Origin of the sequence: Sorangium sp. So ce887, from assembly GCF_051521455.1 — a bacterium.
Classification (GTDB): domain Bacteria; phylum Myxococcota_A; class Polyangia; order Polyangiales; family Polyangiaceae; genus Sorangium.
This window is the reverse complement of sequence record NZ_CP150354.1, coordinates 4602790-4615775: the sequence shown is the minus strand read 5'-3', so window position 1 is coordinate 4615775 and position 12986 is coordinate 4602790. Positions and strand designations below refer to the sequence as shown.

General features: G+C 70.9%; 11 protein-coding genes. 7 read left to right on the top strand and 4 right to left on the bottom strand.

Translation table 11 applies throughout. The features are described 5' to 3' along the window. Window positions 1-172: 172 nt before the first annotated feature. Window positions 173-808: an HD domain-containing protein gene (locus tag WMF36_RS17160; RefSeq protein WP_437580681.1), complete on the bottom strand. Its 636-nt coding sequence runs from the start codon at window positions 806-808 to the stop codon at window positions 173-175. 189 nt (window positions 809-997) lie between these two features. On the opposite strand from WMF36_RS17160, the gene WMF36_RS17155 reads away from it, so the two are divergent. Continuing rightward, a complete protein-coding gene (locus WMF36_RS17155; protein ID WP_437580680.1) occupies window positions 998-1984 on the top strand; it encodes a GlxA family transcriptional regulator in 987 nt (328 codons plus the stop codon). 23 nt (window positions 1985-2007) lie between these two features. Here the strand turns inward: WMF36_RS17155 and WMF36_RS17150 are convergent, their stop codons facing one another. From WMF36_RS17150 to WMF36_RS17140, 3 genes are all read right to left on the bottom strand, one after another. After that, the gene (locus WMF36_RS17150; protein WP_437580679.1) at window positions 2008-2388 is read right to left on the bottom strand and encodes a hypothetical protein; all 381 of its coding nucleotides are present in this window, start codon (window positions 2386-2388) and stop codon (window positions 2008-2010) included. Between the two features lie 210 nt (window positions 2389-2598). Next, window positions 2599-4731: a molybdopterin cofactor-binding domain-containing protein gene (locus tag WMF36_RS17145; protein WP_437580678.1), complete on the bottom strand. Its 2133-nt coding sequence runs from the start codon at window positions 4729-4731 to the stop codon at window positions 2599-2601. Next, entirely contained in the window at window positions 4728-5189 is a 462-nt protein-coding gene (locus tag WMF36_RS17140) for a (2Fe-2S)-binding protein (protein WP_437580677.1), read from the bottom strand. Before WMF36_RS17140 ends, WMF36_RS17145 begins: the two co-directional genes overlap by 4 nt. A gap of 355 nt (window positions 5190-5544) precedes the next feature. Between WMF36_RS17140 and WMF36_RS17135 the strand changes: the two genes are divergently transcribed. The 6 genes from WMF36_RS17135 to WMF36_RS17110 all read left to right on the top strand — a co-directional run bounded on the left by WMF36_RS17135 (window position 5545) and on the right by WMF36_RS17110 (window position 12954). Further along, entirely contained in the window at window positions 5545-6405 is an 861-nt protein-coding gene (locus tag WMF36_RS17135) for an SDR family NAD(P)-dependent oxidoreductase (protein WP_437580676.1), read from the top strand. Window positions 6406-6566: 161 nt separating this feature from the next. Beyond that, window positions 6567-7562, top strand: coding sequence for a DUF2169 family type VI secretion system accessory protein (locus WMF36_RS17130; RefSeq protein ID WP_437580675.1), 996 nt, complete (start codon window positions 6567-6569; stop codon window positions 7560-7562). After that, complete coding sequence (locus tag WMF36_RS17125) at window positions 7549-8121, top strand: hypothetical protein (RefSeq protein ID WP_437580674.1); 573 nt, start codon at window positions 7549-7551, stop codon at window positions 8119-8121. Before WMF36_RS17130 ends, WMF36_RS17125 begins: the two co-directional genes overlap by 14 nt. Then, complete coding sequence (locus tag WMF36_RS17120) at window positions 8118-10319, top strand: type VI secretion system Vgr family protein (protein WP_437580673.1); 2202 nt, start codon at window positions 8118-8120, stop codon at window positions 10317-10319. The genes WMF36_RS17125 and WMF36_RS17120 overlap by 4 nt, the downstream gene beginning before the upstream one ends. After that, a complete protein-coding gene (locus WMF36_RS17115) occupies window positions 10316-12499 on the top strand; it encodes a type VI secretion system Vgr family protein (protein ID WP_437580672.1) in 2184 nt (727 codons plus the stop codon). Before WMF36_RS17120 ends, WMF36_RS17115 begins: the two co-directional genes overlap by 4 nt. After that, a complete protein-coding gene (locus WMF36_RS17110; RefSeq protein WP_437491988.1) occupies window positions 12496-12954 on the top strand; it encodes a hypothetical protein in 459 nt (152 codons plus the stop codon). The genes WMF36_RS17115 and WMF36_RS17110 overlap by 4 nt, the downstream gene beginning before the upstream one ends. Window positions 12955-12986: the final 32 nt, after the last annotated feature.

Genomic DNA, 12986 nt, shown 5'->3' with positions numbered 1-12986 from the left:
ATCAACGTCAACCGAGGGTCGCGGCGCGAGCTCCACAAAATCGCGCGGGCCGTGCATTGCGGTGAGCTCGGGAAAATTCTCTCTCATCTCTCATCCTGTCGATCAACCTGCGTCGTTGTCGTGGTTCCCCGCCTGGAGCGAGCTCTGGTGGAGTGAGGGCGGCCCCATGGCGCTACTCGTCGAACGCCGCGCTCGCGATGACGTCGCAGAAGTGGACGCGTCGAAACCCGTCGAGCCTGCGCTCGCCGACGTCGGCCACGATCGGCGAGGCGGCCGCGGCCGCCTCGTTTCGGCGGAGCAGCCCGCAGAACGCCGAGGTCATCGCCTCCTTGAAGCCGAGCCGCGGGTAGCGCTCCAGCGCCTCCTCGACGAGCCGTTCCGGCAGGAGCGCCCGGGGCGCGTAGCCGACGTCGATGGCCGCGCCCATCTGGCAAAGGGCGATCTCGGGGCGCTTGCGCTGGGGTATCACCACGGTGGTGTGCAGGGCGATCGCGTCCCAGACGACCTCCTGCTCGTGCGCGCCGACCCCGCGCGCGGCCAGGAAGGTCCTGGCCGCGTCGGCCCCCTCGACCTCGAAGCGCGTCTCGACGGGGGCCGAGTCGATGAGGCCCAGGTCATGAAACACGCACGCCAGATAGAGCAGCTCGCGGTCGTACGACAGGCCCCTGTGCTGCCCCAGCGCCTCGCCGAAGACGTACGTGCGCGCTACATGGTTGAAGAGGAACGGGGCGCTGACGGCCCTGGCGTGCTCGGTCGCCTCGACGCAAAGGGCGCTGTCCGGTATCTCGGGTAGTTTGATCGCATTCATTGGGTCCTCCCGGGGTTGCTTGGGCCTGGATCGGGACGTCATGAAGGCACTGTGAAGTGCGGCGCGGCGCCCGCCGCACGGACGGCCCGCGGCCGCACCGCCGGCGCCTCGCCAGTTGTTACCCAACGTGGCGTCTGTCCGAAAGGACAATATAATTGCGATTTCGGCCACGGCGGATACACTCGATCCATGGCGCGCGCGTCCCGGTCGGTCTGGTTCTTCGTCTTCCCCGACTCCGAGCTGCTCGATCTGACCGGCCCCTGGGAGGTGCTCGGGCACGCGAACGAGGTGCTCGGGTGGCGGGCCTACGCGCTCGATCTCGTGACGTCCCTCGGCGGCGAGGTTCGGACGCGGCACGGGCTCGTCGTGGGCGGCGCCCGCTCGCTGCGCGCGGGCGGGTACCCCGAGGTGACCTTCGTCGCCGGCGGCTCGCCCTTCTTGCCCCTGCCGCCCTCGGAGGCGCGGCTCGTGCGGTGGCTGCGCCGCCATCACGGCCGGGTGCCGACGATCGTCTCGATCTGCACGGGGGCGTTCGTGCTCGGCGAGGCCGGGCTCTTGGAGGGGCGGCGGGTCACGACGCACTGGCGCTTTCTCGATGATCTGCGCGCGCGCTTTCCGGGCGCGCGGGTCGTCGACGAGGGCATCTTCGTGCGCGATGGGCGCCTGTGGACGTCGGCGGGTATCACCACCGGCATCGACCTGACCCTGGCGCTCGTCGAGGAGGACCACGGCCACCGCGTCGCGATGGCGGTCGCGAAGAACCTTGTGTTGTTCTTGCGTCGCTCAGGCCACCAGGCGCAGTTCAGCCCGATGCTCCGCCGGCAGGAGAGCGAGCCGGCGCGGCTGCGCGATCTCTCGAGCTTCGTGCTCGAGCACATCGACGAGCCCCTGCCGGTCGAGCGCGTCGCGCGGGCTGCCGGCATGAGCCCTCGGTCGCTGGCAAGGTGGTGTCGGGCCGAGCTCGGCGAGTCGCCCGCCGAGCTCGTGCGCCGCCACCGCGTCGAAGAGGCGCGGAGGCTGCTCGAGGGCACCGCCCTCTCTCTCAAGGAGGTCGCCGCCCGAACGGGGCTTGGCGATGCGAGCACGCTGTGGCGGGCGTTCTCTCGGCGGCTCGGGGTGACGCCCGCCGAGTACCGAGAGCGCTTCGCCGAGAAGGCCCCGCAGACTGTGGAGTGAACGCGGCCCCTTCGATGTGCGGATCAACCCTCAGGGCAGGGCGCCCCGGTGCTGGCCCAGGTCTCCCATGCGGTGATGAATTCGGCGCGTGGCGTCGAGATGGGCGCGCGGCCAAAGCCAGGGGTCCAGCCCCAGAGCACGAGGGGATCGTCGAGGTGGACGCGCAGCGCCGCCATGTCCTTGCCGCCGTTGCGCGCCGGATCCTTGATCTGCTCGCACAGCGCGCCCGGCGCGACGCCGACGAACACCATCGGCATGTCGGGCGGCGGCATGTGCCAGCCGTTCGACACGCCGGGCGGCACGCGCGCGCCGTAGCTGCCGGGCGGGTTCGCCGGCCCGTGGCACGTCGTGCACCCGGCGCCGGGCATGCCGTGCCCCGTGGGACCGCGCAGCACGAGCTGCATGTGAGGAAGACCCTGGTCGCCCTGCAGCGGCGCGTCGCCTGCTGGGTGGCAGTTTTGACAGCGAGGATGCTGAAAGACGCTGCGCACGACCTCGAACGCCGCAAGGCCGGTTTCACGGCTGGCCGGGGGAGACGAGACCGCGGCGGTCTGTCCACCGCAACCGGCGAGGAGAAATGCGAGAGGTAGGCAGGATCGGATCATGGTCGGTCCTCAGGCGAGGCGGAACGGGAGCGAGCGCAGCCGCTGCTTGGTCAATGCGAACACCGCGTTCGCCACGGCGGGCGCGATCACCGCGGTGGCCGGCTCCCCGATGCCGCCCATCCTGGCGTCGCTCGGGATGATATGGACGGCGATGCGCGGCATCTCGAACATCCGGAGCACCTGGTAGTCGTGGAAGTTGCTCTCCTGGACGATCCCGCCTGTGATGGTGAGCTTGCCGTGCAGCGCAGCGCCGAGGCCGAAAGCGATGCTCCCCTGGATCTGCGCCTCGACAGCGAGCGGGTTCACCGCCATGCCGCAGTCGACGCTGCAGGTGACCGCGTGGACCCGGATGCGCCCCCGCTCGATCGAGACCTCGGCGACCTCGGCGATGATGCTGCCGAACGACTCGTGCACGGCGACCCCGCGCGCGTGTCCCTCCGCGAGAGCGGTGCCCCAGCCGGCCCTCTCGGCGGCGACCTTCAGCGCCTTGGCGTGTCGCGGCTTGCCCTTGAGCAGCGCGAGGCGGTACGCGAGCGGATCCTGTCCGGCCGCATGAGCGAGCTCGTCGATCACGCTCTCCATCACGAAGGCGGTGTGCGTGTGGCCGACCGAGCGCCACGACAGCACGGGGATCGGCGTCGTCGGCGAGTGCAACGACACGCGGCGCCCGGGGATCTCCTCGAGGTACGGCGATTCGGCGACCCCTTCGACCGAGGTGGTATCGATGCCGTTCCTGACGACGAACGGCTCGAACAGGGTGCCGGCGACGACCGACTGGCCCACGATCACGTGATCCCACGCGACCGGCGTTCCGCGCGCGCCGACGCCGACCTGGACCCGATGGACATAGGCGGGGCGGTAATAGCCGCCGCGCACGTCGTCCTCGCGCGTCCACACGACCTTCACCGGCACACCGGCGGCCTTCGCGACGATCACGGCCTCCGAAACGAAGTCCGACGTGGCGCTGCCGCGCCGCCCGAAGGCACCGCCGAGGAACGGCGTGTGGATGGCGATCTTGTCGGCCGCCGTGCCGAGGATCTTCGCCGCGACCTGCTGGTCGATGGCCGGGAGCTGCGTGCCCGTCCAGATCTCGCAGCGATCGCCGTCGATCTTGACCGCGCAGTTGAGCGGCTCCATCGGCGCGTGCGCGAGGAACGGCACGTCGTACTCCATTTCGAGCCGTGACTTCGCGGCGGCCAGCGCGGCGTCGACATCGCCGACATCGGTCGCGATGGCGCCACGCGTCTTTGCCTTCGCGCGATACTCGGCGAGCAGCTTGGCGCTGTCCACGCCACCGCCGTCGGGCTGCGTCCACTCGGCGTGGAGAGCATCGCGTCCGAGCTTGGCGGCCCAGAAGTGCGCGGCGATGACGGCGACACCGTTCGCGGCGGGGACGACCTGCTCGACGCCGGGCACCTTGAGGGCCGCCGTAGCGTCGAATTTCACGAGCTTGGAGCCGAAGGCCGGCGGGCGGAGCACGACGGCCGTGCGCAGCCCGGGGAAGCTCACGTCGATCCCGAACTGCGCCTTGCCGGTGATCTTCTCGGGTGTATCGAGGCGGCGCACCGGGGTGCCGATCAGCTTCCAGTCCCTGGGCTCCTTCAGCTTCACCGTGGCCGCCGGCGCCAGCTTCATCGCGTCCGCGGCGAGCTGACCGTACGTCAGCTGGTCTTTCCCTTGGGTGACCACACCCTTGGCGGTCTTGCACGCCGCCGGCGAGACCTTCCATCGGGCGGCGGCTGCGCGCACCAGCATGTCTCTCGCCATCGCTCCGACGGTGCGGTACCGCTCGAACTCGCCGAGGGTGGTCATCGATCCCCCGGTCATCTGGATTTGCGTCACCGGATGGGCGTAGACCGGCGCGACGGGCGCGTGCTCCGACCGCACCTTCGACCAGTCGCACTCGAGCTCCTCGGCGATCAACATCGCGAGCCCGGTCCAGATACCCTGGCCCATCTCGGAGTGCGCCAGCATCACGGTCACCGACTCGTCCGTCCCGATGCGCACGAACGCGTTCGGCGGCGAGCTGGGCGGCGGCGCCGCCATCGCGGCTCGGGCCCCCGCGGGAACGTAGAAGCTGAGGACGAGCCCCGCCGCCGAGCCCGCGGCCACCTGCAGGAAGCCGCGTCGAGAGACAGTCACTTGCCACCTCGCTTGAGCCGCGACGCGAGGTGAATCGCCTCGCGTACGCGCATGTATGTCCCGCACCGGCACACGTTCCCTGACAGGGCAGCGTCGATGTCGGAGTCGCTCGGATCAGGCTTGTTCTCGAGCAAGCTCGCCGCGGTCATGATCTGACCGGACTGGCAGTACCCGCACTGGACGACATCGACCTCGGCCCAGGCGCGTTGCACCGGGTGCGATCCATCGGCCGAGAGGCCCTCAATCGTCGTCACCTTGCGCGCTCCGACGCTCGAGGCCGGCAGGACGCAGGAGCGAGCAGGCTTGCCGTCGAGGTGGACCGTGCACGCGCCGCACTGGGCCATGCCGCAGCCGTACTTGGTACCAGGCAATCCCAGCAGATCGCGCAGCACCCAGAGCAGTGGCATCTCCGGAGGGGCGTCGACCTCGCGAACTGTTCCGTTGATGTCGAGTTTCATGGCACGCACCATCAGGTTCGGTGGGGGCGCGGTCAAGCGACATCAACCATTTGTCCATCAATCCGGACGATCACCAACATCCTACGGACGATAACCAATCTACCGCATACCATCGGGCGGCGACGAACGCGCTTGACCAGGGAACATGGATGGCTGGGGCTGTCGAGCTCATGAACGAGACGCCGCTGCGCCGAGGTGATTGGCCACGAGGGCCTCCGGCCGCGCCGGCGCCGCGTCAGGTGGCGACCCCTCGCGCCGGATGATCGTGGCTCGACGCGCCGGCGCCCGGTACACTCGCCGCGACCGGCGCGCCATCGCCGGCGCGACCCCAACCAACGCCTGACGGAGATCCCCAGTGAACCACCATCCCGCATTGACACCTGGCCGCGTGGCCGTGGTGACCGGCGCCGCCGGCGGCATCGGGCTCGCCGCCGCCGAGCGCTTCGCGCGCATGGGCCTGAAGGTCTGTCTCGCCGACCTCGACGGGCCGGCGCTGCACGAGGCCGCCGCGCGCGTCGCCGCCGTCGCGGCCGGCGGCGAGGCCGACGTGCGCGCGGCCCCGACCGACGTCGCCAGGCTCGAGGACGTGCAGCGCCTGAAGCAGGTCGCCTACGACGCGTTCGGCGAGGTGGCGGTCCTGATGAACAACGCCGGAGTCGGCAACGGCGCCAGACCGTGGAAGGACTACGAGCGCTGGCGCCGGCTGATCGAGGTCAATCTCTGGGGCGTGCTCCACGGCGTGCACGCGTTCACGGAGGCGATGCTGGCGCAGGACACCCCTTGCACCATCGTCAACACGGGCTCGAAGCAGGGCATCACCACCCCGCCGGGCGACGCGGCCTACAACGTCTCCAAGGCCGGCGTGAAGGTGCTGACCGAGCAGCTCGCTCACGAGCTGCGCAACGTCGCCGGCAGCAAGGTCACCGCCCACCTGCTCATCCCGGGGTACACGTTCACCGGCATGACCGCGCGAGGCCCGGAGAAGCCCGCCGAGGCGTGGACCGCCGATCAGGTGGTGGACAGGATGCTCGCCGGCATGGGCCGCGGTGATTTTTACATCCTCTGTCCGGACAACGCGGTCACGCGCGAGATGGACGAGCGCCGAATCCAGTGGGCGGCCGACGACCTCATCCAGAACCGACCTGCGCTGTCGCGCTGGCACCCCGACCACGCGGACGCGTTCGCGGCGTTCATGGCGGGCAAGGCGAAGCCCTGAGGCGCAGGGCTCCTCGGGAGCAGAGGCCTGAAGCCAGGCGCCGTCCTCCTCGGCGGATCTTCATCGCTCGAAAAATGCAATGATTCTGAGTCAACGCTCGGCTCAAGGCGCGTTTCTTGGTACCCCGCTGCGCGTTCGGATAGCTTGCCAGGGGCCGCCGAATGTTTGCAAACGCCACGCCCTGTGCCGCTCTGGCGGTTCCCCTGCACGATGAGCGGGGCGTCGACGTCGTCGTTCTCCTGGTCAAGGCCACCTATGGCAAGCGCGGCCCCGGGCTCACTCTCCTGGACGAGCAGGCTCCCGTTCGACTGAGCGACGTCCCCACCGACGAGGGCGCTGTCCGCGAGGGGCGCGAGTCGAGCATTCGCTATCCCGGCGACGTCTCGTGCGAGAAGCCGGGAGCCGACGTCGTGATCGTCGGCAGCGCGGTCTCCACGAAGGCCGTCACGAGCCTCGACGTCGCCGTGCGCGCGCCGGGGCGGTCGATGTCGCTCACCGTGCACGGCGAGCGGGTCTTCTACGAGAGCGGCCTCGGCATCAAGATCTCCCCGGCGGCGCGGTTCGAGCGCGCCGCGATCACCTACGAGCGCGCCTATGGCGGCAAGTCGAAGGACGGCACCGTCGTGGACTGGCACAACCCCGTGGGGCGCGGCGTCCACAGGTCGGCCTCGGAGCTCGACGGGGCTCCGGCCCCGTGCATCGAGGATCCCGCTTACCCGATCACGGACACCGACCCGACGGCGCCCGCCGGATTCGGCGCCATCCCGATGTGGTGGCTGCCGCGACGGGCGCTGTCCGGCACGATGGACGCGGCCTGGCAGCGCGAGCGGATGCCGCTGCCGCCGCTCGATTTCGACAGGCGGTTCCATCACGTCGCCCACCCCGGTTTGCAGCTGGATCGGCCGCTCGCGGCCGGCGACGTCATCGCCACGCACGGGCTGTGTCCCGAGGGATTGTTCGACGTCACCATCCCCGATCTCCCGCTCGTCGCGCACCTCCGCCGGACGAGGGGGCCGCCTGTGTCCCTGAAGCTCGTGCTCGACACGGCCGTCCTCGAGCCCGACGCGGCGCGCGTCGAGCTCACGTACCGGCGCGTCGTCCCCCTCGGCCGAGGGGACACGCTGCTCCGGGAGGCGCGGCTCGATGTCGACACGTGACGCCCTCCTGCGCGCCCTGCCCGCCGACGGCCGGCTCCCCGAGGCGCTCCGCGCGCCCATCGAGGGGGTCTCGCTCGGGCACTACCTCATCGTGGAGGCGGCGCGGCTCGACGGGCTCCCCGTGCCCGCCGTGCTGGCGTGGCTCGGCGTCCCGCAACGGGCGTTCGCCCGCGCCGAGGAGCTCTGGAGCGAGCGCGTGTCCGACGCGCTCGCGGGCGACGACGACCGCTTCGACGCGCTGTACGAGGACGCCCTCGGCCGGGCGCTCTCGCTCTGGGCGCGGCCCGTCGATCCGCTCGACCGCGACATCGGCGCCTGGATGACGTTTCAGCGCCACGCGCTCGAGGCCATCGACCCGGGCGAGCTCGCCCGCCGCGCCGGGCTCACCCCGGGCGACGAGCTGCGCCTCGCGCGCCTCTGGCGTGCGCGCCTGGCCGATCCCGAGGTCCTCGCCCTGGCCGAGGCGGCGATGTCCGGCCCGCTCGCGCCCCTACCCGCGCTCGCCGTGCCCCCCTTCGTCTTTCCGCCGGCGCCGGCGCCGGCAGAAGAGCGCCCGTGATCAACCAGGCAGAGCTCCAGCTGGAAGGGCTCGACGGCGCCGAGATCGTCCGGGTCAGCGGGCGTGAGGCCATGAACGAGCTCGGCGCGTTCGTGGTCGAGGCGCTGCTCCCCGACCCGCACCTCGACACGGCGGCGCTCGTCGACAAGGACGCGGTCCTCGGGCTGGCCGACGCGAGCGGCTTCACGACGACATTCCACCTCGTCGCCCTCGAGGTGTCCCACGAGGGCCATTCGCGGGGCAAGGACCGCTATCGCATCACGCTCGGGCCGCCCGCCGAGCGGCTCGCCCTGCGCGCGGGTCACGCCATCTTCCAGGACAAGACCACCCAGGAGATCGTGGCCGAGCTCCTGCTCCGCGCGGGCTTCCCCGCCTCCCAGGTGAGGTGGCGCCTCGCCGGGCAGTACGCGAAGCGCGACTACACGGTGCAATACGGAGAGAGCGAGTGGGCGTTCATCGCGCGCCTGCTCGCCGACGAGGGGATCAACGCCTGGTTCGATCGCGACGACGACACGCCGCTCCTCGTCTTCGGGGATCATCCGAGCTCCCATGAGGGGATCGAGGGGCCGAGCCCCGTCGTGCCGTTCGAGGACGCGAGCGGCAGGACCACGATGGCGCTGGCCTTCCACGCGCTGCGGCGGAGCTGGTCGATCGTCTCGACCCGGGCGAGCCTGCGCGACATCAACGTGCAGAACCCCGATGTCCCCGTGGACGGCGACGCGGGCGAAGGCGCGCTGGAGGTCTTTGAATACCCGTCGGGCCTCGTGAACCCCAAGGCGGCGACCGCGCGGGCCCAGGTGCGCCTCGAGCAGCTCCGCCGCCATCGCTCGACGCTCGTGGGCGAGAGCGGCACCGCGCGCCTCCGCGCCGGGCGGGTCGTGCAGATCACCGGCGCCGCGGACGCGTGCTTCTCGGGCCGGTTCCTGATCACCGCCGTGGAGCACGAGCTCGTTCAGGCCTCGCGGGAGCAGCCCCGCGGCGCGCCGTACAAGAGCCGCGCCACCCTCGTCCCCTTCGCCCCGGAGGCCCCGTATCGGCCCGAGATCCCGCGCTCGCGCCCCGTCGTGTCGGGGATCGAGAGCGCGATGGTCACCGGCCCCGCGGGGGACGAGATCCACGTCGACGATCTCGGCCGGATCAAGGTGCGCTTCTTCTGGGATCGCTCGGGCGTCGGCGACGACAAGAGCTCGCGCTGGGTCCGGACGCTGCAGATGAACCTGACGGCGCCGCAGATGTTGCCCCGCGTCGGATGGGAGGTCCCCGTGGTGTACGAGAACGGCGACCCCGATCGGCCGTTCGTCCTCGGGCGCATCTACAACGGCGGGGCCGCCCCGCCCTACGCGCTGCCCGACCGGTGCGCGACGAGCACGCTGCAATCGGCCACCTCGCCGGGCGGCGGGACGACGAACGAGATCCGGATGGGCGACGACGGCGGGAGCGAGCAGACCTTCGTTCATGCGACGAAGGATCAGACCGTATCGGTCGGCGGCTCGCATTCGATCGAGGTCGGGGCGAACCGGCTGGATACCGTCCAGAAAGGGCAGCAGCTCCTCGTCGACGGCGGGCAGACGACGACGATCGGGGGCAATCAATCGATCGTCGTGGGCGCGGACGGGAACCTCGTCGTCAAGGGGTCGCGCTCGGAGAGCATCGGCGGCAACGAGACCATCGGCGTGACAGGCACCTACAAGACGGCCGTGGACGGCGCGTACGTCGAGCAGATAGGCGCCCTCTACAGCCTGCGCTGCAACGAGTACAACGCGAAGGTCCAGGGGGCCTTCACGCAGGTCATCGGCGCGGCGCTCTCCACGACCGCGGGGCTCGGGAGCAACCAGTCGGTGGCGGGCGCCCGGACCGAGCTCGTGAGCGGCGTCCGCAGCTTCACGGCCGCCCTCGCCTACGCCGACGGGACCACGGGTCGAAAGAGCATCACCGCCGGGGCCGCGAACGAGAGCGCGAACGCCAAGGTGGCCTTCAACGCGGGCGCCCGGGCGACCCTCCAGGCGGGCGGCGTCCTGTCGATCGAGGGCGGGGGCAAGGTCGTGTTCGAGGCGGGCACGATCTCGGTCAAGGCGGCGACGCTCACGGCGAACGGGGGGAGCACGATGAAGCTCGCGGGAGCGCTGAAGTCGTCGTCCACGGTCAAGCTCGACGCGCCGTCGGTCAAGAAGAACGACAAGGTCAAGGTGGGGCCGTGAGGGCCGCGTTCGAGCTGACCGTCGAGGGCGCCCCGCCGCTCGCGGTCCAGTCGTTCGACGCCTTCGAGCGGACCCACGTCGGCGGCAGCGTGCGTGTCCTCGCGCGCGTCGCGCCCGGGCGGGACGAGGCGCTCGTCCCCGACGAGCTGCTCGGCAAGAAGGCGACGCTCGAGATCACGCCGAAGGACGCGCTGCGCGACGTGGCGCGGCGGTTCCACGGGGTCGTCGAGGCCATCGAGGGCTCGGGGGTCGGCGCGCTGCTGACGATCGTCCCGCGCCTCATGCCGCTCGAGGACGGGTCGGATCACCGCATCTTCCTGGAGAAGGACGCGGTGACCCTCGCCGAGGAGCTGCTGCTCGAGGCGGGCCTCACCCTCGACATCCGCGTGCCGGCCCGGCCGGAGCCACGGATCCAGTGCGTCCAGGCGTTCGAGTCGGTGCTCGCGTTCGTGCGGCGGATCCTCGCCGAAGAGGGGATATCGCTCTGGGTCGAGCACCAGGAGTCCGAGGACGTCGTGGTGCTCGGTCAGGACACGTCGGCCTGCCACGATCTGCCGGGCGGCGCGCGCCTCCGGGTGGTGCAGGACGGCGGGATGGCGACCGGCGAGGTGGTCACCGAGGTGCGGCTGATCCATCGGGTGACGCACGACGGGGTGGCGGTCTCCGACTACGATCCTGACCGACCCACCGTCGATCAGGCGGCGTCGGTGGGCGGGCAGCGCTTTCAGCGGTTCGCGTATCCGGGGCGCCATCGGTCGCCCGAGGCGGGCGCGGCGCGGGCGCAGCTCCTCCTGGAGGAGGAGCAGACCGAGGGCGTGGTCCTCCGGGCACGCACGACCTGCCGGCACGTCGCGGTGGGGTTCATCGTGGAGCTCGAGGACGCGCCGCGGGACGACGAGAACGGGCGCTTCCGGATCCTGGAGGTGCGGCATCGGGGCAGCGATTTCGCCGCGAATGGCCCGGGCGATCTGCGCTACGAGGCCGAGTTCGTGGCGGTCCCCGCGGCGCGGCCCGTGCGGCCGAGGCGACAGCCGGCGAAGGGGCTGGGCGGACTGCAGACGATGACGATCATGGGGCCGCCGGGCGCCGAGATGCACACCGACGCGCAGGGGCGTGTCAAGGCGCGCTTCCGCTGGGATCGCCTCTCGCCGGAGGACGACACGGCGAGCGCGTGGATCCGGCCGGTGCAGCCGCCGCTGAGCGGCGGGTTCTTCCTGCCGCGGGCCGGCTGGGAGGTGCTTGTCGGGTTCATGAACGATCCTGCGCCGACGGGGGATACCCCGCTGGAGCTCGGGCGCCTCGACAACGGGCAAGCGCCCCCGGCCGAGAGCCTGCCGGGCCAGAAGGTGCGGTCCAACTGGGGGACGCAGAGCACCGGGGGGAGCGGCAAGCAGAACCAGATCCGGTTCGACGACGCCACGGGCAACGAGGGGATGCACTTCGCCGCGTCGAAGGACGCGGGTGAGAGGACCGAGAACGACAAGGTCGTCCGCGTGACGGCGGACGAGGAGAACATCGTCGCGGGCAACCACACGAGCACGGTGACGTTGCAGCAGGTGACGGCGGTCACGTCCGGGCAGACGTACTCGGTGGGCGGCAATCGCGACGTGACGACCACGGGCGTGCTCGGGATCTTCGCCGCGAGCGAGAGCGTCAGCGTGGGCGCCACGCGGAAGCTGACGGTGGGGGGCGACTACGAGATGAAGGCGGCGACGCTGAGCCGCATCGTCGGGGCCGCGGAGAACGTCGTCGCGATCCAGAGCACGAACCGGCATGTGACCGGCGCCTCGACCCTCGCCGTGGGCGGCACGTGGGCCGAGATAGGCGGCCTCACGGCGTCGATGGGCGTGCTCGGCGCCAGCACCCTGACCGCCGGCGGCCCCCTCACCGTGAGCGCGAAGAACGTGTCGATCAACGCGTCGGTGCTCTCGGAGAGCTACGCGGGGCTGTACCGGGCGCACGCCGGGGCAGATTTCACGGTGGGGGCACATGTCATCAAGCTCAAGGCGGGCGGGGCCATCCGGGCCAAGGGCGCCGACGTGTCCTTCAAGGCGAAGACGAGGATCGTGCTCAAGGCGGGCGGCGTCACGGTCACGATCACGCCGGCGTCGATCACGGTGAAGGGAAAGCTCAAGGGCGACTCGACGAGCGTCGTGACGACGAAGGAGGAGGTCAAATGAGCTCTGCGAGGACGATGAAGCGGGCCGGCAAGGTGGTGAATCTCGGCCACCGCACGGAGACAGCGCCGCCGCTGGGTGGCGGCGCCCATTTCGCGAAGCTGCTGAGGAAGCTCGCCGAAGGGCGGTACGAGGCCTCGCTCTTCGGCGGCGAGCCCATCGAGGTGGGCGTCCTGCCCGACGTGGATCTCGAGCTCGCCGACAGGTGCCTCGCCGAGCAGGGCATCGTCCTCGTGGGCATGGCCGGAGGCGACGCCGTGATCTTCGGCGCGCTCCAGACGAGGGAGCGCACGGCGGAGGAGGTCGTCGTGGAGGCGCCGCGGCGGCTTGTGCTCCGGGCGGGCAAATCGAGGCTGGAGCTGTCGGCCGACGGCCGCGTGAAGCTGTCGGCCGACGCCGTGACCGTGGACGCCCCGCGCGAGGTGCGGCTGGCGAGCGCGCACGTCGAGATCCCCTAGAACACCAATCAATCATGTTGAAACCGGGAGAA

Coding starts and splice junctions, on each gene's coding strand:
- WMF36_RS17110 (WP_437491988.1), top strand. CDS start 12,496: ATGAGCTCTGCGAGGACGATGAAGCGGGCCGGCAAGGTGGTGAATCTC.
- WMF36_RS17150 (WP_437580679.1), bottom strand. CDS start 2,388: ATGCAGCTCGTGCTGCGCGGTCCCACGGGGCACGGCATGCCCGGCGCC.
- WMF36_RS17160 (WP_437580681.1), bottom strand. CDS start 808: ATGAATGCGATCAAACTACCCGAGATACCGGACAGCGCCCTTTGCGTC.
- WMF36_RS17155 (WP_437580680.1), top strand. CDS start 998: ATGGCGCGCGCGTCCCGGTCGGTCTGGTTCTTCGTCTTCCCCGACTCC.
- WMF36_RS17130 (WP_437580675.1), top strand. CDS start 6,567: ATGTTTGCAAACGCCACGCCCTGTGCCGCTCTGGCGGTTCCCCTGCAC.
- WMF36_RS17125 (WP_437580674.1), top strand. CDS start 7,549: ATGTCGACACGTGACGCCCTCCTGCGCGCCCTGCCCGCCGACGGCCGG.
- WMF36_RS17140 (WP_437580677.1), bottom strand. CDS start 5,189: ATGAAACTCGACATCAACGGAACAGTTCGCGAGGTCGACGCCCCTCCG.